Genomic DNA, 18,878 nt, shown 5'->3' with positions numbered 1-18,878 from the left:
AAACCGACCGCCGATGCAAGGGAAAATAACCCCAAGGCAACCCGGGGCTAATTCACCGAGGACAATCCTTGGCTTTGAACCCGGTTTTTCCAGTCGGCCATGAAGCCGTGGAAGCTTTCCACCTGCTTGATTTTGTCGGCGACGCGGCGGTAATCGATGATGCCGCGCTCGGCTTCGCTGGTCAGCAGATCAAAGGCCTCGCGGTATTCGGTCTTGGCCATCTTGGCGCCGAAATCGCGCCGAAGCCGCTGCAGGCCGCGCTCGTCACGGGCCAAGGTCAGGGCGGTGGCCAAGTCCGTCAGCCGCTTGGCGGTCAGGGGCGGAATGGCCATGGCGCCTTCGGGCTTCTCGATCAGGGTTTCCAGGGCCTTGGCCGCCTCGGGCCAGTTCTTGAGGTCCCAATAGATCTCGGCCCGCAGCTGGTTGGCCTTTTCCGAATGGTCGTTGACGATCAGGGCCAGTGCTTCCGCCACCCGGCCCAGATCGGCCAAGGCGCGGACCCGCAGATAGCGCCGCTGATTGTAAAGCTCGGGCGGTTGGCCTTCGACCTCGCTCTGGTCCAGGCTGTCGAGCGCCAGGCCGGGCCGGCGGTCGGACATATCCAGAAAGGCGAGACGGGCGCCGATACGGGCCTTCTCCACCCCTTGGGTACGGAACTGGACCTGATGGCGCAGCAATTCGGCCGAACGTTCCAGCAGATCGACGGCGGCCAGCCGGTCGGCCAGCTTGCGGATCATTTCGTCGCCCTTGGTCCCCGACGGCGTCAGCTCCTGGAACTCGTCGTAAAGGCCGATGGCGGCGATGGGCGACAAGCCGTCGGCGGCACCGCCCAGGAACAGCTTGTCGAAGCTGTCCGACATCATCTTCTGAATGGTGCCGATGTCGGGGTGGTCGGAATAGGTTTCCGACAGCGAACGGGCCAGACGCAAACCGTCAGCCCAACGGTTGTCGGCCAGGATCAGCTCGGTCAGGCGCTTCAGCAGATAATATTCGTAATCGCCCTCGCGCCAGGCGAAACGCAGTTTCTCGAGCTGGCGGGCGGCGTCGGACGCATTGATCATGCCCCGGCGCAATTGCAGTTCGATGCGGGCGCGGCCGGCATAGGCGCGCGCGGGACGCGATTCGCTTTCCTCGGCCTCGCGATAACGCGAGATGGCCTGGTCATAACTTTTCGCCGCCTCGGCGGCCATGCCTTGCAGATAGCTGATCTCGCCGGCGTCGCGACGCGACAGGCCGGGGCCGTTGATGGCCTCGAGGATACGGTTGGCAGCCTTGGGGTCGCCGCCTTGCGCGGCGGCAGTGGCGGCGATCTGGCCCAGCGCCATCCGCAGACGCGGGCTGAGGCCCTTGATGTCCTCGTGGGCCAGACGCAGGATCAGGGCCTGCTTGCCCGGCTCGCCGCTGGTCCGCGCCCTGACGGCGGCCAGCCACATCTGGGCCTGCGGGTCCTTGGCCAGGGACGGATGCGACAGATCCTCCAGCGCCTCGGCGTCGCGGCGCATCAGGAACTGGGCGACGCCGCGCGGGGCGCGGAAGTTGGGATTGTCCAGCATCGCCGGATCGGCCGCCGCGACGATCTTCAACTCGCCCAGTGTTTCCGCCGCCATGCCGTTGGCCAGGAAGTGCCGGGCGATTTCCAGACGCTGGGCGTTCTTGTCCTCGGGCTTCACCAGGGCGAAGCGCTGCAGCAGCTTTTGATGTTCCGGCACGAATTTGTCGTGACCGCCCCGCATCCAGCGCGGCAGATCAAGCGGGCCGCCGGCCGAGACCATCGCCTCGCCGGTGCCGACCGGAGAACCGGCCGTCCCGCCGCCGCCGCCCGCCGGCAGGTCGCGCGACAAATAAAGGCCGCCCGGCATCGACACCTCGACCGCCGCCCGCGCGCTGTCGAGCCGGACGCCGTCGGCCTGGGGCACCAGGGCCACGCCCTGCGCCGTCGCCAGCAATTCGGCGCCGGGAACCACGGTCTCCACCGGAATGCCCGCGCCGATATTGGTCACCGCCATCACCTGGATCAGGTCGCCGACTTCCGGGTCGCGGAAGACCAGCGCCTGACCGGGGGATTCGCCGATGGGAATCAGCAACCGGCCGCGATCCTCGAAATCGAACTGGCGTTCGACCGTCAGGGGCATACGGGGCGCCAACGGCTGTTCCGACAGGTCGAACACCCACAATTGGCCTTCCTTGCGGATCGACGGATTGTAACCCGGCCGGGTGATCAGTCGGATGGCGGTCCCGTTCTTGATGTTGGGAACCTGCTCGGCGAACTGCACCACCTCGCCGCCGGTGCGGCGCAGCAGCTTGGTATCGACCTCCTGCTTGCGATCGAATACCAGCCACAGCCAACCGGCGCGGCGGAACACGGCGGCCCCGGTGGGCTGGTCGAAGCCGACGCCCAGGCTGACCGACATTCCCGCCGGCTTGGGCGGTTCGACCGCCACCGGCGGCGCGGGCGGCGGCGCCGGTGCCGGTGCGGGCGCGGCCGCTGTCGGGGCGGGAGCAGTTGTGGCGGCTGGCACGGGTGCCGGCGGCGGAGCCGGCTGGTCGGTGGCCCCCGGAGCCGGGGCCAGCGGCGGCGGCGCCACGCCGTTGGTGCGAGGCGGCGGCGGACTGCCGACGGCGCGGACCAGATCGATCGCCACCTTGGGGCCGCTGGTGAAATGGCGCACCCGCATGCCCGGCGGCAAGGCCAGGACGATGGCGGTCCCCTTGCCCTGGGGCCGGGCCTCGGCGAACTTGACGTCGGCCGGCAATGACGCTTCCAGGGCGTTGGTGTTGACGTTGGCCGGACGTTCAAAGGCGATGACCGCCTGACCCTCGGTGGCGTTGACCGCATAGCCGACCGGCTTGGGCCAGTCGAACACCAGACGGTTGAAACCCGTATGTTCCCCACCGCGCACCATCAGGTCGGTCACCGGTTCGGCCTTGGCGGCCTCGGGCTTGGGCGGCTCGGGCTTGGCCGGCTCGGGCTTGGCCGGTTGGGGCGGAGGCACCGCAGCCTCGGCCTTGACCTCTTGCAGGTCGATCACCGCCGAATTGCCCGAGGTGAAGGTCTTCAGTTGAATCGGTCGGGTCAGGGTGAAGGTGGCCATGCGGCGATCGGCCGACAGGCTGACGCCCTTCAGGTATTTGTCCAAGGACTTCAACAGCACCTTGGGATCGCCGGCGATCGGCTTTTCGAACCTGATCACCAACTGACCGTTGGTCAGGTCGGCGGTCCAGCGCACCGGCTGGTCCCAATCGAACACCATGCGGCCGAAACCGTCATGTTCGGCGCCGCGCGGACTGGTCTGCGCCACGGCCGGCAATGAAAGGAGGATAGCGAAAGTCAGGAAAAGCGCGCGGCACGATGCCGACACGAAGACGGTCAGCGGTGTGCGGCGGCGTGGGTTGCCGTGCACCGCCATTCGACTCAATCGAAGCTCGCCAGCAGCCTGTCGATCTCCGCCTGATCGGCGGCGCCAGCCGGAAGCTGCGGGCCGTTCAACAGATCCTCGTCGGTGATGACGTTGGGATCCTTGGTCGATTTCGAGGGGGCATCGGCCACCTCGCCCCCGAAGGCCTTGACCAAGCTATCGACCCGGCCTTCGATTTCCTTGAGCATCCGCACCACCTTGGTAATGCGCTGGCCGGTGATGTCCTGGAAGGTGCAGGCTTCGAAGATGCGGGTGGTGATCTCGGTCAACCTGGCCGCCACCTGCTCGTCCATCATCGGCGACAGGGTTTCCAGATGCTCGGCGGCATCCATGATCTCGTTGGTCGCCGCCTCGGTCGCGCCGACGATGGCATCCAATTCGTCGGTCGCCGAAGCAATGAACTCGTCCTTGATCTCACCGGGGCGAAGGGCGGCGATCTCGGCCTTGGCGGCGTGGATGTACGACGCCAAGGATTCGACTTCCTGAAAAAGCTTCAGGTCCTTGCCGTCGATGTCGCCGGTCATGGTTTCCAGAAGGGCGCGGACCACCGCGCCGATTTCTTCGACGCGAACGGTATCGCCGTGCTGCTGGCGGATGGCTTCAAGCCGCAAGGCCAAGTCCCGATCCACGCCTTTCCCAACCATGATACGGCCCCCCGTAAAGGACGTTTACGCGAAGTCGCCGATCACGCTGACCATCTTGGTCTTCAACGTTTCGGCGTTGAAGGGCTTGACGATGTAGTTGGAAACGCCGGCTTCCTTGGCGGCGATGACGTTCTCCGACTTCGACTCGGCGGTCACCATGATGAAGGGAATGGCCTTCAGCTTGGGATCGGCGCGCACTTCGCGCAGCAACTGCAGGCCGGTCATCGGCTCCATGTTCCAGTCCGAGATGATCAGACCGTAATTACCGACGCGCAACATCTGCAGCGCCATCGAGCCGTCGGTGGCTTCGTCGACGTTGTTGAAACCCAACTGCTTCAACAGGTTGCGGATGATTCGCAGCATCGTCTTGTAGTCATCGACGATGAGCACGTTCATATTCTTGTCGACAGCCATCCGTTACGCTCCTCCGAAACACTCGCGGTCCACTCAGAAAAAACGAACCCCCCACCGCGAGTTTTCCTAGTTAAGATAGGGGGCATACCCTGTGCAAGGCATTTTTCTCGGATTTCCCTAGCATTTGGTAAATCAGCCGCCCTGCATCGGTCGCGGCAGCGGCATCTGCCGACGCTGCGCCAATTCCAATGTGAGCGTCCGGGCCTTGCCAGGATCCATTTCTGCCAGGATTGGAGCCACTTTGGCCTCCTTCATCCGCTCGACGACTTCCAGCATCACGGCCATATCCAGCTGCTCGAAAATCTTTGCGGCTTCCTTCGGCTTCATGTTCTCGTAGATTTTGACCAGGGACCGCATTTTTTGATCTTCCTGGTCGTTATATTGCCGAAGAAGGCTTTCGATGGTGTTCTGCAGTGTTTTCATTTCGGAAATTTTGCGTTCGATCTGGTTTTCGGCCGCCTTCTGCAAAGCCTCGCGCCGTTCGATATCCTTCTCGCGCACGTCCAGCGTGCCGCGCCGTTCCTGCAGCTTTTGCAGCACGTCCATTTCGGTCTGGCTCAGGCTGGCGGTTTCCCCCAGCGAGGCCGGCCGAGCCGGTGCCGAGGGGGCCGGGGCCGGGGCCGGGGCCTGGGCCGGGGCCTGCGCGGCCGGCTGCGGCTCGGGCGCCGGGGCGGCCGGCTTCGCCGGCTCGGGCTGCTGGGCCTGCAACTCGCCAGCGACGCGCACCGAGGCGACGTCCAGGAAACCCTTGCGGATGTCGTTGACGCGCACCGACAGCATCAGCGCCGCCACGGCGATCAACACCGGCAGCAGGCGGACGAAGGGGGTGCGTTGCGTCTTCTTTGGCTTGGGTTTGCTGGCCATCGCTCAATTACCTCATGGATTGCAGCGCGCGCAACAGCTCGCGCTCCGCTTCCGAGCGGTCGTCAAATTCCATCTCGGCACTGGCCGCTGCCGCCACGGTAGCCGCCCGCGCCCCTTGCGGGGCCGGCGCCGCCATCGGCGGGGGCGCCATGCCGCCGCCCTGGCGCACCTGCGCCGTCACCTGCGGGCGGACGTCGGTCCTGGCCGTCTTGACGGCGTTTTCCAGCCGGTTGGCCATGGTGTCGGCCCGCTCGATCATGAAGGCCAGGTCGTCGCGCAACGATTGGGCCTTTTCGACCCGTTCCTGCAGTGCCGCACCCGAATCCTCGGCCGCCTTCTTGAGCTTGGGAATCGAGGATTCGGCCCTGACGGTGGCTTCGTTGAACGACACGATGATCTTGGCCATGTCGTCGCGGTTCTTGCGCAACTGGGTCAGACGCTGGTTCAGCATCACCGCATAGCCGATGGTGGCGATCAGCAGAACCGAGACGAGAAGGTCGAGGACGATTTTCCAGTCCATGCCGGTCTACCCTTTGAACTTGCTGGTTTTGTCATCGACGCGGATGGCGATGTGCGGGCCCTTGCGCCCCATGCGCCCCTTGAACATCGCGAAGTCGCCGCAGCGCAGCTCGATGGGGGAATTGGGCGTGGCGTTCAGCATGATCTTCGAGCCGGGCTTCCAGGCCAGCACCTCGCGCAGGTTCATCACCTGCTCGTCCAGCACGGCTTCCAGCTCGACCTCGGTCAGCCACAATTCTTCCGCCAAGTGGGTTTCCCAGATCGAGTCGCGACCGAACTTTTCACCCATGAACATCTGCAGCAGCAGCTCGCGGACGGGTTCCAGGGTGGCGTAGGGCAGCAACAGTTCCAGGCGGCCGCCGCGGTCTTCCATGTCGATGCGCAGCTTGGCGACGATGGCGGCGTTGCTGGGGCGCGAGATGGTGGCGAAACGCGGGTTGGTTTCCAGGCGGTCGAAGCGGAAGGTGACCGGGCTCAAGGGGTCGAAGGCCGCCGACAGGTCGGACAGCACCACGTGGACCATGCGCTCGACCAGATTGCGTTCGATGGTGGTGTAGGGACGGCCTTCGATGCGCATCGCCGCCGTGCCGCGACGGCCGCCCAGCAGCACGTCGACGATGGAATAGATCAGCGACGAATCGACGGTCAACAGGCCGTAATTGTCCCATTCCTCGGCCTTGAACACGGCCAGCATGGCCGGCAGCGGGATCGAGTTCAAATAGTCGCCGAAACGCAGGGACAGAATGTTGTCCAGCGACACTTCGACGTTGTCCGAGGTGAAGTTACGCATCGAGGTCGACATCATGCGCACCAGGCGGTCGAACACCACCTCGAGCATCGGCAGGCGTTCATAGGACACCAGCGCCGAATTCAGGATCGCCTGGATGCCCGACTTGTCGTCGCCGCGACCATGGTCGTCGTCGAAGCCCAACAGCGAGTCGATTTCGTCCTGGTTCAGGACGCGGGTGGTGTCCTTGGGGGCGTCACCGCCGCCGCCGCCGCCGGCATCGTCGTCGCCGCCGCCCAGCATGGCTTCCCATTCGGCGGCCATGGCATCGCCGCCGTCGTCACCACCGCCACCATCGCCGGCATCGTTGCCGGCCATGGCGGCCCATTCCTTCATCAGGGCCTCTTCGTCCTCACCGGACCGACCTGCCCCGCCTTCCTCGTCCATCGCCATGTCGATTAAGCCTATTGGACCAGCATTTCTTTGAACAACACGTCATTGACCTTGACCGGCTTGACCACCGCCTGAATGCGGGTCAGCAATTCCTCGCGCAGCAGATGCATGCCTGCGGCACCTTGCAGATCCTCGGGCCGCAACTCGCGCAGATAGACCTGGAAGGTGTCGATCAGGCGCACCTGCACCGCCTCGACCTTGGGCTGATCCAGAACCGATTCCAGCTCGATGGCCACCTTGATCTTCAAGAAGGCCTGCTTGCGCCCCTGGGTCTGCAAATTGACCAGCATCTCGGGCAGATCCATGAAGACCGCCGGGCCGACCACCTTGGGGGCTTCCTTCGGCGCCTCGGAATGCTCGGCGGCTTTCGGCTCGCCCTTGCCCAGAAGCTTGTCGATGATGCCGGTGAAATATAGACCCGCGCCGATGCCGACCAGCAACAGGATCGGCAGGACGATGATCAGAATCTTCTTAATGGGAAGCTTGCGTTTCGGCGAATCGGAAGAATCATCAGAGCCTTCGCCTTCGTCGAAATCTTCTTCCAGATCTTCAGCCATGATCCCCCGCGCGCAAAAATTGGGGCTGGCGCGCGCGAGACGACAGGGCGCGGCCACACCTGCTCAATGTCCAAAGGTACAGGGCCGCGGTTAACAGAACGTTGAGCGGGAAGGCGCGGCGTGACCGGGCGGCAAATCCTGCCCGGCAGACCCTGCCCGAACCAACCATCCTGTTTTCTGGAATGGCTGAATTCCGCCATTTCTGCCGCCATGATGATGTTGGCACGGCACATGCAAGATTGTTGGCGTCGAATTTGTCACGCTAGGCACCGATCGATGGAAAACACATCTTACATCGCCCTGTCCCGCCAGAACGCTCTGTGGCGCCAGTTGGATGTCATCGCCAACAACATGGCGAACGCCAACACGCCCGGCTTCAAGGCCGAGCAGATGATGTTCCGCGAGTTTCTGGTCGATACCAAGTCCAGCGACCGGGCCACCGGCACCAAGTTGGCCTATGTGCAAGACAGCGGCACGCTGCGCGACACCCGCGAAGGCCCGCTGACCAAGACCGACAACCCGCTGGACATCGCCATTCACGGCGACGGCTACTTCCAGATCGAGACCGAGTCCGGCATGCGCTATAGCCGCAACGGCCATTTCCGTCTGGACGAGGCCGGCATGCTGGTCAACAGCCAGGGCTTCGCGGTGATGGACAAGAGTGACCGCCCGGTCATCTTCGCGCCCAACGAAACCAAGATCTCGATTGCTCCGGACGGCACCGTCTCGACCGAGAACGGAATCGTCGCCACCTTGAAGGTTGTCCGCTTCGAGAACGAGCAGGAACTGCGCAAGGCCGGCGACTCGCTGTTCGAGACCGGCCAGACCCCGACCGCCATCGAGCGCCCCAGCATCGTCCAGGGGATGATGGAGGAATCCAACGTCCAGCCGGTGGTGGAAATCACCCGGATGACCGAGGTGCTGCGCCAGTACCAGGCGGTCCAGAACATGATCGAGAAGGAACACGAGCGGCAGATGAAGGCCATCGAAACCTTCGTTTCCCGTATGTAAGCCCGAGGAAGGAACTTAGCCATGCGTTCGCTGAATATCGCCGCCACGGGCATGCTGGCCCAACAGACCAACGTCGAAGTCATCTCGAACAACATCGCGAACATGAACACCACCGCCTATACCCGGCGGCGGCCCGAGTTCAGCGATCTTCTGTACCAGAACCTGCGCCGCGTCGGCGCCGCCTCGTCGGATGCCGGCACCATTGTTCCGACCGGCGTGCAGCTGGGCCTGGGCGTCAAGACCACCGCCGTCTACCGCATCACCGAGCAAGGCTCGGTCCAGAACACCGACAACCCGCTGGACCTGGCCATCCAGGGCAAGGGCTACTTCCAGGTCAAGCTGCCCTCGGGCGAGACCGCCTACACCCGCGACGGCTCGTTCCAGCTGTCCGACAAGGGCGAGATCGTCACCCACGAAGGCTATCAGGTGATGCCCGGCATCACCGTGCCGAAGGACGCCGTCGGCGTCTCGGTCAACGCCTCGGGCCAGGTCCTGTACAAGAAGGACGGCTCGATCGAAAGCCAGGAAGCCGGCACCTTCAAGATGGCGATCTTCCCCAACGAGGCCGGCCTGGAAGCCCGCGGCGACAATCTGTTCATGGAGACCCCGGCGTCGGGTGCCGCCACCGAAGGCAATGCCGGTTCCACTGGCTTCGGCACGCTGCTGCAGGGCTTCCTGGAAACCTCGAACGTCAACGTGGTGGCCGAGGTGACCAACCTGATCAGCGCGCAGCGCGCCTATGAAATGAACTCGAAGGTCATCTCGACCTCGGACGAGATGATGTCGACCATCAATCAGATGAAGTGATGAGGCCATCATGAAGCGCTTCCTCGCCATCCTGACCATCGCCCTGGCCGCCGCCGCCCCGGCTCTGGCCGAGCGCCTGCCGGTGACCCTGAAGCAGTCGGCCATGATCGAAGGCGACATGGTCAAGCTGGGCGACCTGTGGGACAATCTGGGCACCAAGGGCGACACCCTGCTGGCCCCGGCGCCGCAGCCCGGCAAGCGCATCGTCGCCGACGCCCGCTGGCTGGTCGCCGTCGCCCAGTCCTATGCCGTCGATTGGCAGCCCGCTTCCAATTTCGACCGCATCGTCATCGAACGCTCGGGCCAGATGATCGACCCGCGACTGATCGAGACCGAACTGCGCGAAGCCCTGGCCATGGAAGGCGTGAGCGGCAATTTCAGCCTGGAAGTGGCCAATCGCCAGGCCCTGGCGGTGATGGTGCCGGCCGGCCAATCGACCGAGGTCGCCATCCGCGACCTGGTGTGGGACGCCCGCAACAGCCGCTTCGCCGCCACCGTCGAGGTGCCGGCCGGATCGCCGACCGCCATCCGCCAGCGCGTCAGCGGCCGCATCTTCACCGTCACCCGCATTCCGGTCCTGACCCACGCCATGACCCGCGGCGACGTCATCACCGAAAAGGACGTCCAGTGGGCCGAGGTCCGCGAGGAAATCGCCCATCGCTCGGTCGCCACCGACCCCCGCGAGTTGATCGGCCAGGAGCCCCGCTTCCAGGTCCGCGCCGGCCAGCCGGTCCGTCTGGCCGACCTGCAGCGCCCGGTCCTGGTGACCAAGAATTCCCTGGTGACCATTTCGCTCAAGACCCCGTTCATGACGCTGACCTCGCAAGGACGGGCAGTGGAAGACGGCGGCAAGGGCGATGTCATCCGCATCACCAACCTGCAGACCAAGCGGACCATCGAAGCCATCGTCGACGGCCCCGGCATGGTCGCCGTCACCCCCGGCGGCACCCGCCAGCTGTCCCATTGATTAGTCACCCGAGGAGCCAGCCATGACCTCGCGCACCGTCTCCACCGCCCTTCGCGCCGCCACCATTCTGGTCGCCGTCGGCACCCTGTCGGCCTGCAACGCCTTGTCGCGCATGTCCGAGATCGGGTCGGGGCCGCAATTGTCGAAGATCGAGAACCCGACCCAGAAGAACGGCTATCAGGCGGTCAGCCTGCCGATGCCGCAGGCCTCGCCGCCGCCCCAGAACGCCAACTCGCTGTGGCGGCCGGGCTCGCGGGCGTTCTTCAAGGACCAGCGCGCCAAGGAAATCGGCGACATCCTGACCGTCGCGGTGTCCATCGACGAAAGCGCGTCTCTCAACGCCACTCTGACCCGGTCGCGCAACGCGGCGGAGACCGATGGCATCACCAGCATGCTGGGCTTCGAGAACAGCCTGAAGAAGATCCTGCCCGACTCTGTCGTGCCCTCGACCTTGGTCGGCGCCACCGGGGTCAGCACCAACACCAATTCCGGCACCACGGCACGGACCGAAACCATGACCGCCAACCTGGCGGCGGTGATCACCCAGGTCCTGCCCAACGGCAACCTGGTCATTTCGGGCAAGCAGGAAATCCGCGTGAACTACGAACTGCGCGAATTGTCGATCCAGGGCATCATCCGGCCGGAAGACATTTCGTCGTCGAACTCGGTGACCTACGACAAGATCGCCGAGGCTCGCATCTCGCTGGGCGGCCGCGGCATCAATTCCGACCTGACCCAGCCCCGCTACGGCCAGCAGATCCTGGACGTGATCCTGCCCTTCTAACGGCATGACACCGACGGGCCGGTAGGCAAGAACAGCCTACCGGCCCGTCGCCGTGCGCGCTCGGCAAACCTTGCCGGGTGGGATCAATGCAGCGTTTGACCGCCGGTCAGGCGCCTTTGGATGGCGGCGAAGTCGGCCGGGTGATGGTCGAACCAATCGGCCGAGGCGGCGCGGTGGCTTTCCTTGGCCGAGGCGGCGTAGATGCCGGCCTGCAGGGAATCGTCGATCTCGGGCTCGCCCAGGCGCTCGACCAGGCCGGCGATGATCAGCGACAATTCGGTCGGCGCGTCCATCGGCGGATCGACCCGCTCCAGCGAGGCCCATATGCTGGCCAGGTAGGCGCGGCGCACTTCCCAGTCGGAATCGGCGGTCAGCACCACCATCTGGTCGACCAGCGCCTGATAGGGCGGAATCAGATAATCGTAGGCGGTCATCGGCTTATCCTTTCGCCAGATCGCGATGGCTGCCGTCGCAGCGCGGCTTGTCATGGGTGCGCTTGCAGGCACACAGCCACATGGTCTCGGTCGCCCCGGCGGTGAAGGCCGTGGGAGAGATGCCGGTTCCCTTGTGGGCACCGTCGCAGAAGGGCTGCTGCTTGCTGCGCCCGCAGGCGCACCAGTAATAGGTCTTGCCCTCTTTGACCTCGACCTCGATGGGCTGGGTTCCGGCGATTTCCGCTTCCATGGATCTGGTCCTTTCGGTGGTTTGGTCAGATGTGGGAACGCCGGGCGTTGCCGCCAACCGCCCTGGCGCTATATTGGTCCGATGTTGGCAAGCCTTCTCTTGATCGTCGGCGCCTTGCTGGCCGTGTGGCTGGCGCGCGACTGGCTGGGCCGGACCGGCCCGGGCGCATTGAAGCGCCTGGGCGTCGGGCTGGGCCTGGCTGGCCTGGTGGTGGCCGGCATCTGGCTGGTGGCGACCGGCAAGCTGGCCGGCCTGCTCGCCATTGGGGCGGGCCTGGCGCCGTGGATCGGGCGGGCGATGAAACTGCACGCTTTCTGGCGCTGGCTATCGACCGTTCGCCGCCCGGCGGAACCGTCCCCTGCCCCGTCACCGCCGGCCACGGCCATGAGCGCCGACGAGGCTCGCGCCGTCCTGGGCGTCGCCCCCGACGCCGATGCCGACGCCATCCGCGCCGCCCATCGCCGGCTGATGCTGGCCAACCACCCCGACCATGGCGGCTCGACCTGGATCGCGGCGCGCCTCAACCAAGCCCGCGATGTCTTGTTGGGATAAGCTCTGCCGTTGCATCCCAGGCCCCGGCATGGCAAAACAACGGCCGGCCACGCCGTTCGGCGCGGCAGCGATTCTCTTCAGCAGGAGTTTCCTCGAATGGCTCGACGCGTTCGCAAGGCCGTGTTTCCCGTTGGCGGCATGGGCACCCGTTTCCTGCCCGCCACCAAGGCGATGCCCAAGGAAATGCTGCCGGTGGTCGATAAGCCGCTGATCCAGTACGCCGTCGAGGAAGCCGCCGCCGCCGGCTGCGAGCATTTCATCTTCGTCACCGGCCGCGGCAAGAACGCGCTGGAAGACCATTTCGACAACAACCCGGAACTGGTGCGCACCCTGCGTGAGCGCGGCAAGCTGGATCTGGTCGAATCGGTCACCAGCTGGATGCCGAAGTCGGGCCAGATCAGCTATACCCGCCAAAGCGAGCCGCTGGGCCTGGGCCACGCCGTGTGGTGTGCCCGCGACCTGGTCGGCGACGAGCCCTTCGCCGTGCTGCTGCCCGACGATCTGATCCTGGCCAAGACCGCCTGCCTGAAGCAGATGGCCGCCGTCCACACCGAAGTCGGCGGCCATGTCGTCGCCGTGTCGGACGTGCCGCGCGAACACACCAAGCGCTACGGCATCCTGGATGTCGAGTTCGACAATGGCCGTCTGGCCAAGGCCAAGGGTCTGGTGGAAAAGCCCGACCCCGAGGTGGCGCCCTCGACCCTGTCGATCATCGGCCGCTACATCCTGCACCCGGCGGTGTTCGAGGTGCTGGACAAGAAGGAAAAGGGCGCCGGCGGCGAGATCCAGCTGACCGACGCCATCGCCCAGACCATCGGCATGGTGCCGTTCCACGGCCTGCGCTTCGAGGGCAAGCGGTTCGATTGCGGCGACAAGGTCGGCTGGCTGGAAGCCAATGTCGCCTTCGCCCTGGCCCGCGAGGATATGGCCGATGCCGCCCGCGAGGTCCTGCGCCAGTTCCAGGTTTGATATTAAGCAAGGATAAAGTCCCATGCGTATCGCGATGATCGGCACCGGCTATGTCGGCTTGGTGTCGGGAACCTGCTTCTCGGAATTCGGCATCGATGTCGTTTGCGTCGACAAGGACGCCGCCAAGATCGAGAAGCTGCATCAGAACGTCATGCCCATCTACGAGCCGGGTCTGGATGATCTGGTCGCCGACAACGTCAAGGCCGGCCGCCTGTCCTTCACCACCGACCTCAAGAGCGCGGTCAAGGACGCCGACGCGGTGTTCATCGCCGTCGGCACCCCCAGCCGCCGCGGCGATGGCCATGCCGACCTGTCCTATGTCTATGCCGCCGCCGAGGAAATCGCCGACGCCATGACCGGCTATACCGTCATCGTCACCAAATCGACCGTGCCGGTCGGCACCGGCGACGAGGTCGAGGCGATCATCAAGAAGCGTCGCCCCGATGCCGAATTCGACGTGGTGTCCAACCCGGAATTCCTGCGCGAAGGCTCGGCCATCAACGATTTCATGCGGCCCGACCGCGTGGTGATCGGTACCGAATCCGACCGCGCCCGCCACGTGATGAAGCAGCTTTATCGCGTGCTGTATCTGATCGAGACCCCGATCGTGTTCACCAGCCGGCGGACCTCGGAACTGATCAAGTATGCCGGCAACACCTTCCTGGCCACCAAGATCACCTTCATCAACGAGATCGCCGATCTGTGCGAGAAGGTGGGCGCCGACGTCCATGACGTCGCCAAGGGCATCGGGCTGGACGGCCGCATCGGCAAGAAGTTCCTGCATCCCGGCCCGGGCTATGGCGGATCGTGCTTCCCCAAGGACACCCTGGCCCTGGTCAAGACCGCCCGCGACTATGACGCCCCCTTGCGCATCGTCGAGACCGTGGTCGATGTCAACGACAAGCGCAAGAAGGCCATGGCCGAGCGCGTGGTCAACGCCTGTGGCGGCTCGGTCACGGGCAAGACCGTCGGCGTGCTGGGCCTGACCTTCAAGCCCAACACCGACGACATGCGCGATTCGCCGTCGCTGGACATCGTCCCCGCCCTGGTCGAGGCCGGAGCCACCGTGCGCGCCTTCGATCCGGAAGGCATGCACGAGGCCAAGAAGATGCTGCCGGCCATCACCTATTGCGACGATGCCCAGTCGACCTTGAAGGATGCCGACGTCCTGGTGCTGATCACCGAGTGGAACGAGTTCCGCGCCCTTGGCACCGACCGCCTGAAGAAACTTCTGAAGGCGCCGGTGGTGGTCGATCTGCGCAATGTGTGGGACCCGGCCGAAATGCGCGAGGCCGGCTTCACCTATATCAGCATCGGCCGGCCGTAATCCAGGCACGCCCCCATGTTCGACCGCCGCCCCGGCCTTCGGGGCGGCGGTTTTCTTTGCCCGCCATTCCGCCAGTGATGACTTTATTTTCCTCCAGCACTTGAAATATTTTTTACAATAACCATGTGTTCGCGCCGATTTGTTTTACTTTGCGCACACGCGGTACGCATGGTATTATTTATCCGATTACGCGATTTACCTTGCGGCTCCCACTCAAGCTTGGGCCAGGGCCTATCGTTTGGCCCCAACGGGGAGGCGCCCGATGTTCAAGACACAAGAAGACATGTCGCGCGGCATCGCCGCCGCCTTCGCCATCCTGGACCGCTGGCGCCTGAGCCAGGCCGAGGTCAACGGCGTGCTGGGTTTTCCCTTCGGCACCCAGGTCGCCGAATGGCGGCGCGGCGAATTGTCCAGCATGCCGTCCGACGTGGTGCGCCGCTTCGGCTATGTGGTGGCGATCTATCGGGTGATCCAGAAACTTCCCACCGGCATCGACTGGCTGCGCCAGCCGATTCCCGATCTCGACAACCAGTCGCCGCTGGTCCGCATGTCGTCGGGCGACGTCGAGGACCTGAGAATCGTCCGCGACCGCTTCGAGCGTATTTTGAAAAGGCAGCAAGCATGACCGAAATCAGCGATTTCCAGCTCAGCCGGATCTATGCCAGCGGCTGGAATGCCGGCCGCAAACATCCGTTCGACGACAACACCGCCGTCGCCGACCTGGCCCAAAGCCTGAACCCGCATGGCGAGGAACCGGAACGCGCCCGCTGGTCGCAAGGCTTCTCTGACGCCGCCAACCGTCAGATCAGCACCGTCTCGGGCCTGCGCAAGCGCTGACCATCAGCCGGATTCTTTTCATCCGCACTGCGCCGGATTCTTTTCATCCGCACTGCGCGCGGTGACGCAGCAGATGATCGGCCAGGGTGACGGCCATCATCGCCTCGGCCACCGGCACGGCGCGGATGGCGACGCAGGGGTCGTGACGGCCCTTGGTGATCACCTCGATCTCGGCGCCGTGGCGATCGATGCTTTTGGTCGGAATCAGGATCGAACTGGTCGGCTTGACCGCAATGCGCACCACCACATCCTGCCCGGTCGAGATGCCGCCCAGGATGCCGCCGGCATTGTTGGACAGAAACCGCACGCGGCCATCGGCGCCCATGCGCATCTCGTCGGCATTGTCCTGGCCCGACAGGGACGCCGCCAGGAAACCGGCGCCGATCTCGACGCCCTTGACGGCGTTGATGCTCATCATCGCCTTGGCCAGATCGGCATCCAGCTTGTCATAGACCGGAGCCCCCAGCCCGGCCGGCACGCCCGAGGCCACCACCTCGACCACCCCGCCGGTGGACGAGCCCGACTTGCGCACGCCGTCCAGGAAGGCTTCCCACCCCTTGGCCGCGTCGCTGTCCGGGCACCAGAACGGGTTTTCGGTCCGCTGATCCCAATCCCACCGATCGGGGTCGATGGCGTGCGGCCCCATCTGCACCATGGCGCCGCGAATTTGGATGCCCGGCGCCAGATGATCCAGCACCACCCGGGCCACCGCGCCGGCCGCCACCCGCATGGCGGTTTCGCGCGCACTGGACCGACCGCCGCCGCGATAATCGCGCAGGCCGTATTTCTGCTCATAGACCCAGTCGGCATGGCCGGGCCGGAAGGTGTCCTTGATGTCGCCGTAATCCTTCGAGCGCTGGTCGGTATTCTCGATCAGCAGCCCGATCGAGGTGCCGGTGGTGACGCCCTCGAACACGCCGGACAGGATGCGGACCTGATCCGCTTCCTGGCGTTGTGTGGTGAAACGGTTCTGGCCGGGCTTACGGGCATCCAGCCACGGCTGGATGTCGGCTTCCGCCAAGGGCAGCCTGGGCGGCACGCCATCGATCACGCAACCGATGGCGGGGCCGTGGCTTTCCCCGAAGGTGGTGAAGCGGAAGGTGTGGCCGAAGCCGTTGCCCGACACCTTGGCCTCAATCCTTGGCGACGGTGATGTCGGGGGCGTCGACCGCCTTCATGCCGACGACGTGATAGCCGCAATCGACATGGTGGCACTCGCCCGACACGCCCGACGACAGGTCCGACAGCAGGTAAAGGCCCGAGCCGCCGATATCTTCCAAGGTGACGTTGCGCTTCAGGGGGCTGTTATACTCGTTCCACTTCAGGATATAGCGGAAGTCGCCGATGCCCGAGGCGGCCAGGGTCTTGATCGGACCGGCCGACAACGAGTTGACGCGGATGTTCTGCTTGCCCAGATCGACGGCCAGATAGCGCACGCTGGCTTCCAGCGCCGCCTTGGCCACACCCATGACGTTGTAATGGGGCATCACCCGCTCGGCGCCGTAATAGGTCAGCGTCAGCAGCGAGCCGCCGTCGGGCATCATCGCCGAGGCGCGCCGCGCGACCGAGGTGAACGAGAACACCGAGATATGCATGGTCTTGGTGAAGTTTTCCAAGGTGGTGTCGGCATAGCGGCCGCGCAGCTGTTCCTTGTCGGAATAGCCGATGGCGTGGACGACGAAATCCAGCTTGCCCCACTTGGCCTGCAACGCGTCGAACACGGCATCGATCGAGGCTTCGTCCGAGACGTCGCAGGGCAGCACGATGTCGGAGCCGACCTGTTCGGCCAAAGGACGAACGCGCTTTTCCAGGGCGTCGCCCTGATAGGTGAAGGCCAGCTCCGCGCCCTGGGCCCGGGCCGCCTGGGCGATGCCCCACGCGATCGAGCGGTCGTTGGCGACGCCCATGATCAGACCCTTCTTACCTTGCATCAGGGGAGCCGGAACCGACATTCAAACCTCTCTGGAAACTGTGGATATTTCTGCGGCGGGCATCCTACACGAAGAAGGGCTTGAGGCAAAAGGGATCGCTAGATTTCCTCGCCCGCGTGCGGGAGAGGGTGGCTCGGCGCAGCCGAGACGGGAGAGGGCTTGCCGGCCAGCGCCCCGGCCCGTGGAAAAAGGCCCTCTCCCCGCCCCTCTCCCGCCAGCGGGAGAGGGAGTAAGGTGCGCCTCCCCAGGTCATTCCTTTCTGATGACGCCATCACCACCAAAGTCCAAGGTCGTGCCTGGGGCCGATCCTCACAGCCCCGGCGGCATCGGCGGGTCGTCGTCGCAGAAGACCTGGTTGCCGTTGGCGGCGATCACCTCGACGCAGGCCGCCACCACGTCCGGATCGTATTTGGAACCGGCGAAGCGGGTGATTTCCGCCAGCGCCGCGTCGATGCCTAGGGACGGGCGATAGGGTCGGTGGCTGCTGATGGCCTCGACCACGTCGGCGACGGCCAGGATGCGGGCCTCGGGGATGATGGCATCCCCCGTCAGCCCGGCCGGATAGCCGGTGCCGTCGATGCGTTCGTGGTGCTGGCGGATCATCTGCGCCACCGGCCAGGGGAAATCGATGCCGTCGACGATCTCGGCCCCCACCTCGGCATGCGAGCGCACCACGTCGAACGCCGCCGCCGACAAGGCGCCCGGCCGGGTCAGGAAGTCCGATGGCACGTTGATCTTGCCCAGATCGTGGATCAGGGCGCCGGTATGCAGGCCCTCGATGACATGCTCGGCCAGGCCCAGGCGCTGGCCGATCGCCACCGCCAACTGCGCCACCCGGCGCTGGTGGCCGGCGGTATAGGGGTCGCGGATCTCCAGCGTCAGCGACACCGCGCGGACCGTCTGCAGCAGCACCTTCTTCATCTGCGCCGTCGCCTGCAGGCGCTCGCGCTCGATGGCCTTGCGCTCGATGGCGTAAAGGATGGTGCGCCCGATCAATTGCGCGTCGCACGACCCCTTGATCAGGTAATCCTGGCAGCCATGCTTGACCGCCTTCATGCCGACCTCTTCATCGTTCAGGCCGGTATTGACGATCAGCGGAACGTCGGGGGCAGCGGCGCGCATCGAATCGACGGTCGCCATGCCGGTACCGTCGGGCAAGGACAGGTCCAGCAGTACGACATCGACGCCGTTTTCCGCCAGCCATGTCTTCGCCGACGCCAAGGAATTGCGCCAGGTAATGTCGAAGCCGCCATATTCGGCCAGCAGCGTTTCAATCAATCGGGCGTCGCCGGGATTGTCTTCTACCAGCAACAGCCTGATCGGGGGCGCGTGGGGGTCGCGCATGATGGTCGCCTACACCTAATAAGTTAATACTAAAGTGTAACACTTCAGCGCACAGGCAGGCAAATCTGATG

At 64.8% G+C, this 18,878-nt stretch carries 21 protein-coding genes; 9 read left to right on the top strand and 12 right to left on the bottom strand.

Features of this window, described 5'->3' with window-relative positions; all coding sequences use genetic code 11:
- Positions 1-47: 47 nt before the first annotated feature.
- The 7 genes from MTBLM5_RS16185 to MTBLM5_RS16155 all read right to left on the bottom strand — a co-directional run bounded on the left by MTBLM5_RS16185 (position 48) and on the right by MTBLM5_RS16155 (position 7,594).
- Entirely contained in the window at positions 48-3,299 is a 3,252-nt protein-coding gene (locus MTBLM5_RS16185) for a hypothetical protein (RefSeq protein ID WP_173977089.1), read from the bottom strand.
- A gap of 113 nt (positions 3,300-3,412) precedes the next feature.
- On the bottom strand, positions 3,413-4,060 hold the full coding sequence (locus MTBLM5_RS16180) for a protein phosphatase CheZ (RefSeq protein WP_173977088.1): 648 nt from the start codon (positions 4,058-4,060) through the stop codon (positions 3,413-3,415).
- A gap of 24 nt (positions 4,061-4,084) precedes the next feature.
- Positions 4,085-4,474: a response regulator gene (locus MTBLM5_RS16175; protein WP_068503858.1), complete on the bottom strand. Its 390-nt coding sequence runs from the start codon at positions 4,472-4,474 to the stop codon at positions 4,085-4,087.
- Positions 4,475-4,606: 132 nt separating this feature from the next.
- Positions 4,607-5,338, bottom strand: a complete 732-nt coding sequence (locus tag MTBLM5_RS16170; protein ID WP_173977087.1) for a MotE family protein — start codon at positions 5,336-5,338, stop codon at positions 4,607-4,609.
- Between the two features lie 7 nt (positions 5,339-5,345).
- A complete protein-coding gene (locus tag MTBLM5_RS16165; protein WP_173977086.1) occupies positions 5,346-5,858 on the bottom strand; it encodes a DUF6468 domain-containing protein in 513 nt (170 codons plus the stop codon).
- A 6-nt stretch (positions 5,859-5,864) separates the two neighbouring features.
- The gene (gene fliM / locus MTBLM5_RS16160; protein ID WP_173977085.1) at positions 5,865-7,037 is read right to left on the bottom strand and encodes a flagellar motor switch protein FliM; all 1,173 of its coding nucleotides are present in this window, start codon (positions 7,035-7,037) and stop codon (positions 5,865-5,867) included.
- A gap of 11 nt (positions 7,038-7,048) precedes the next feature.
- Positions 7,049-7,594: a flagellar basal body-associated FliL family protein gene (locus tag MTBLM5_RS16155; RefSeq protein WP_173977084.1), complete on the bottom strand. Its 546-nt coding sequence runs from the start codon at positions 7,592-7,594 to the stop codon at positions 7,049-7,051.
- A gap of 276 nt (positions 7,595-7,870) precedes the next feature.
- Here MTBLM5_RS16155 and flgF point away from each other — a divergent pair, with 276 nt between their 5' ends.
- Genes flgF through flgH form a run of 4 tightly spaced genes read left to right on the top strand, consistent with a single transcriptional unit; the run spans position 7,871 to position 11,163 of the window.
- Positions 7,871-8,605, top strand: a complete 735-nt coding sequence (flgF, locus tag MTBLM5_RS16150) for a flagellar basal-body rod protein FlgF (protein WP_173977083.1) — start codon at positions 7,871-7,873, stop codon at positions 8,603-8,605.
- Between the two features lie 21 nt (positions 8,606-8,626).
- Positions 8,627-9,412, top strand: coding sequence for a flagellar basal-body rod protein FlgG (gene flgG / locus MTBLM5_RS16145; protein ID WP_173977082.1), 786 nt, complete (start codon positions 8,627-8,629; stop codon positions 9,410-9,412).
- Between the two features lie 10 nt (positions 9,413-9,422).
- Complete coding sequence (gene flgA / locus MTBLM5_RS16140; protein ID WP_173977081.1) at positions 9,423-10,379, top strand: flagellar basal body P-ring formation chaperone FlgA; 957 nt, start codon at positions 9,423-9,425, stop codon at positions 10,377-10,379.
- A gap of 22 nt (positions 10,380-10,401) precedes the next feature.
- Complete coding sequence (flgH, locus tag MTBLM5_RS16135) at positions 10,402-11,163, top strand: flagellar basal body L-ring protein FlgH (protein WP_173977080.1); 762 nt, start codon at positions 10,402-10,404, stop codon at positions 11,161-11,163.
- Positions 11,164-11,246: 83 nt separating this feature from the next.
- Here the strand turns inward: flgH and MTBLM5_RS16130 are convergent, their stop codons facing one another.
- Positions 11,247-11,597: a hypothetical protein gene (locus MTBLM5_RS16130; protein ID WP_173977079.1), complete on the bottom strand. Its 351-nt coding sequence runs from the start codon at positions 11,595-11,597 to the stop codon at positions 11,247-11,249.
- Positions 11,598-11,601: 4 nt separating this feature from the next.
- The gene (locus MTBLM5_RS16125; RefSeq protein ID WP_173977078.1) at positions 11,602-11,847 is read right to left on the bottom strand and encodes a CDGSH iron-sulfur domain-containing protein; all 246 of its coding nucleotides are present in this window, start codon (positions 11,845-11,847) and stop codon (positions 11,602-11,604) included.
- Between the two features lie 81 nt (positions 11,848-11,928).
- Between MTBLM5_RS16125 and MTBLM5_RS16120 the strand changes: the two genes are divergently transcribed.
- The 5 genes from MTBLM5_RS16120 (at position 11,929) to MTBLM5_RS16100 (ending at position 15,532) form a co-directional block, all read left to right on the top strand.
- Positions 11,929-12,399, top strand: a complete 471-nt coding sequence (locus tag MTBLM5_RS16120) for a hypothetical protein (RefSeq protein ID WP_217425047.1) — start codon at positions 11,929-11,931, stop codon at positions 12,397-12,399.
- Positions 12,400-12,495: 96 nt separating this feature from the next.
- Positions 12,496-13,368 (top strand): UTP--glucose-1-phosphate uridylyltransferase GalU, encoded by an 873-nt coding sequence (gene galU / locus MTBLM5_RS16115; RefSeq protein ID WP_173977077.1) that lies wholly within the window; start codon positions 12,496-12,498, stop codon positions 13,366-13,368.
- A gap of 22 nt (positions 13,369-13,390) precedes the next feature.
- Complete coding sequence (locus MTBLM5_RS16110) at positions 13,391-14,695, top strand: UDP-glucose/GDP-mannose dehydrogenase family protein (RefSeq protein WP_173977076.1); 1,305 nt, start codon at positions 13,391-13,393, stop codon at positions 14,693-14,695.
- Between the two features lie 262 nt (positions 14,696-14,957).
- Complete coding sequence (locus tag MTBLM5_RS16105; RefSeq protein WP_173977075.1) at positions 14,958-15,320, top strand: antitoxin Xre/MbcA/ParS toxin-binding domain-containing protein; 363 nt, start codon at positions 14,958-14,960, stop codon at positions 15,318-15,320.
- Positions 15,317-15,532: a hypothetical protein gene (locus tag MTBLM5_RS16100; protein WP_173977074.1), complete on the top strand. Its 216-nt coding sequence runs from the start codon at positions 15,317-15,319 to the stop codon at positions 15,530-15,532. The genes MTBLM5_RS16105 and MTBLM5_RS16100 overlap by 4 nt, the downstream gene beginning before the upstream one ends.
- A gap of 43 nt (positions 15,533-15,575) precedes the next feature.
- On the opposite strand, the gene aroC is transcribed toward MTBLM5_RS16100, so the two are convergent.
- The 3 genes from aroC to MTBLM5_RS16085 form a co-directional block, all read right to left on the bottom strand.
- Positions 15,576-16,658, bottom strand: a complete 1,083-nt coding sequence (gene aroC / locus MTBLM5_RS16095) for a chorismate synthase (RefSeq protein WP_173977073.1) — start codon at positions 16,656-16,658, stop codon at positions 15,576-15,578.
- 7 nt (positions 16,659-16,665) lie between these two features.
- The gene (gene fabI, locus MTBLM5_RS16090; RefSeq protein WP_173977072.1) at positions 16,666-17,484 is read right to left on the bottom strand and encodes an enoyl-ACP reductase FabI; all 819 of its coding nucleotides are present in this window, start codon (positions 17,482-17,484) and stop codon (positions 16,666-16,668) included.
- A 288-nt stretch (positions 17,485-17,772) separates the two neighbouring features.
- Entirely contained in the window at positions 17,773-18,807 is a 1,035-nt protein-coding gene (locus MTBLM5_RS16085) for an HD domain-containing phosphohydrolase (protein WP_173977071.1), read from the bottom strand.
- Positions 18,808-18,878 lie beyond the last annotated feature (71 nt).

This window comes from Magnetospirillum sp. LM-5 (assembly GCF_902729445.1).
Classification (GTDB): Bacteria; Pseudomonadota; Alphaproteobacteria; order Rhodospirillales; family Magnetospirillaceae; genus Magnetospirillum.
Note: the sequence above shows the minus strand (reverse complement) of the source record. Positions and strands in the feature narration are given on the sequence as shown.